The sequence below is a fragment of the Planctomycetota bacterium genome (assembly GCA_035574235.1).
Lineage (GTDB): Bacteria > Planctomycetota > MHYJ01 > MHYJ01 > JACPRB01 > DATLZA01.
The window spans coordinates 1-2,712 of the sequence record DATLZA010000082.1 but is presented as its reverse complement, the minus strand read 5'-3'; the positions used below and the strand labels follow the sequence as shown (position 1 = coordinate 2,712).

Below are 2,712 nucleotides of genomic sequence, written 5' to 3'. Positions count from 1 at the left end.
GCCTGCCCCGCCTCCGCGAGCGCCGCGCGCGCCTCCTGGAGCGCCTGGAGCGCCTGATCCTGCCGGGCGGCGGCCTGGGACGCGTTGCGGGCCTGGAGGGCCTCCCCGGCCTTCTCCATGGCGCGCGCCGCCTCCTCGAGGGGCGAGGCGCCCTTGGGCGCGGCGGCCGCCGCGTCGCGGCGCAGCTCCTCCGCCCGCGCCGCCAGCTCCTGCTGCCGGGGCGCCAGGTTCGGCAGATCCTTGGAGGGCGCCTCCTGCGTCGCCTGGCGCGCCTCTTTCTGGTCCTCGATCAGGCGATCCAGCGCCTCGGCCGTCCGCTGAAGGGCGGCCAGCGGATTCTCCCGCGCCTTCTCCGCCTCGGCGATCCGGCGGTCCACGTCGCGCAGCGCCTCCTCGAGGCGCGCGGCGGCCTCCTGCTGGGGCCGGGCGGCGGGCTCCTGATCGCGCAGCGCCTCCTCCGCCTCGCGCGACTCAGGCGGACGGGCCGCCTCCGCGGCGAGGGCCTTCTGCTCCTCGAGCGCGCGCTCGATCCGGGCGCGGGCCTCGCGCAGGGCGTCGAGCTCCCCGAGCGGCGCCCGGAGCGCGCGCGCCAGGTCCCGCAGATCCGCGGCCGCCTTCGCCTGCTGCTCGCGCGCGGCCCGCCATTGCGCCTGCCGGCGCTCCCAGTCGCCCGAGGCGCGCAACTTCCGGGCCGCCTCCTCCAGGACCTTCGGGAGACCCCGCTCGGCGGCGCGCTCTTCCGCGGCGCGCAGCCGCTCCTGGTGCTCCGCGGGCAGCCCGGCCTTGAGCGCGGCGAGCTGCGCGAACGTCTCGCGCACCCGCCGCTCCAGGTCCCCCTGGTCGTCGGCCACGCGCTCCACGGAAGCCTGGATCGCGCGCTCGATCCGGCGGCGGTCTTCCTGCCGCGCGCGCTCGCGCTTCTCCGCCTCCTGGGCGCGGGCGCGTTCCCGCTCGACGCGGGCCAGTTCCTCCTGAGTCTCGCGGGCCCGCTTCTCGAGCGCCGCCCGTTCCCGCTCGGCGGCCTGCGTCCGCTCGCGCAGGTCCTTCGCCCGCCGCTCGCGCTCCTGGGGATCCTGAGGTTTCTCTTTCGAAAGACGCGCGGCCTCCGCCTGGAGATCCTGGACGCGCTTTCGGGCGCGCGCGAGCTCTTCGTCGAGCTTCTTCTTTTGTTCCTGAAGTTCGCGTCCCTGGCGCTCGAAGTCCTGGACGGCCTCGGCGCTGCGGCGGCGGGCCTCTTCCTCGGCCTTCTCCCGCGCCGCCATCCGCGCGGACTCCCGGGCGTGCTCGGCCGTGCGCAGCGAAAGCTCCAGCTCCTCCGCGGCGGCGCGTTCCAGGCGCTCGGCGGCCTGCTCCAGATCCCGCACGGCGTCGTAGCGCGACAGCAGCCGCTCGAGGGCCTCGAGGATGCGGCGGTGGTGGACGTAGGCGGCGTCGATTTCGGCCCGGGCCTTGTCGGCGTCCGGGGCCGCGGCGGCGGCCCGGAGGCGCTCAAGAACGCGCGCCATCTCTTCGCGGCTGAGGGTGGAAAGAGTCCCCGCGACCTCCTCCAGAACGCGGCGCTCCTGCACCTGGTCGAGCCGGTGGAAAAGGAGCGCGCGGACCATGGTCTCGACGCGGCGGGCGGTGACGTCCGTTTCCGCCCGGACGCGGCGCTGGATTTCCTGCTGGGCGGCGGTGTCTTCCTGGACGGCCCCCAGAAGGGCCGCAAGCGCGAGGATCGAGCTCATCCCTTCACCTCCAAGGCGAAGATAGCCGCCCGGGGGCCGTCCATTACACGGAATCCGCGGGCCGGAGAGACCCTTTCCCGCCCCTCAGCGGTCGGTCCCCTCGGGGGCGAAGACGCCCCGCTGGCGCGCCTCGAGCTGGCGGATCCGGCGCTCGTGGCCCAGCGTCTCGAGGACCCAGGAGACGAACTGCGCCTGCGTCACCACCGCCTTGGCCCGCACCTCCGAACGCCCCGGCTGGTCCGCGAGCGCGGGGTTGCGCGCGAAAACCTCCACGGCGAACTCGATGTGATCCCCCACCTGAAGATCCGCAACCGCCTTTGTGTGGAAATCGAAGCACCCGCCCCCTTCCGTCCTCCCCGGAACCCGATCCGGATCGGGCGAGGGAAGCGGATGAAACTCCACCACGTCCCGGAAGCCGCTGTTGCGGAAGAGCCCCAGGCGCAGATCGAACGGCCCGGCCTCCGGAGTCCCCCGCACTTCCTTGAGGGGCAGGGGAATCCAGGGCGCCTCCGGCGGCGCGCCGGTTCCCGTTTCCCCCGACGCCCGCGCCTTCACCACGCGGTAGACCAGCCGCGCCCGATCCAGACCGTACGGATGCGCCGCATAGTAGGCGATCCGGATGGCGCTCCCGATCGGCACCGGCATCCCTTCGACTTCGCCCTCCTCCGAAAGCCCTTCCTCCCCCGGCCGTCCGAAGCGCTCCGGCAGAAGAAGAACCCGCGGCGGCTCGTCGGGAACGACCGTCAGCGACCGCTTGGGGGGAACGGCGTTGCCGAACCCGAAGTCGTCCTCCACCACCACCCGGTAGGCGACCTCCTCCGGCTTGAGCTCGAAGGTCCCTTCCGCCCCGCGCCGATCCGGCCGCAAGGAAAGCTCGATCCTCCGAAGCGGCGGCTCCGGAACTCCCTCCGCGGGCGCCCGCCCCAGAAGCTCGATCGCCGCCCGCGCCAGCGCCTTCTGCGCCTCGAACCGCACCCGCGCCGCC

2 protein-coding genes are annotated in these 2,712 nt (G+C 74.2%); both read right to left on the bottom strand.

All coding sequences use genetic code 11. From position 1 onward, the window contains the following. Positions 1–1,727: hypothetical protein (locus VNO22_07225; protein ID HXG61145.1), on the bottom strand; the 1,727-nt coding region annotated here is incomplete at its 3' end. A gap of 84 nt (positions 1,728–1,811) precedes the next feature. After that, positions 1,812–2,712: hypothetical protein (locus VNO22_07220; GenBank protein ID HXG61144.1), on the bottom strand; the 901-nt coding region annotated here is incomplete at its 5' end.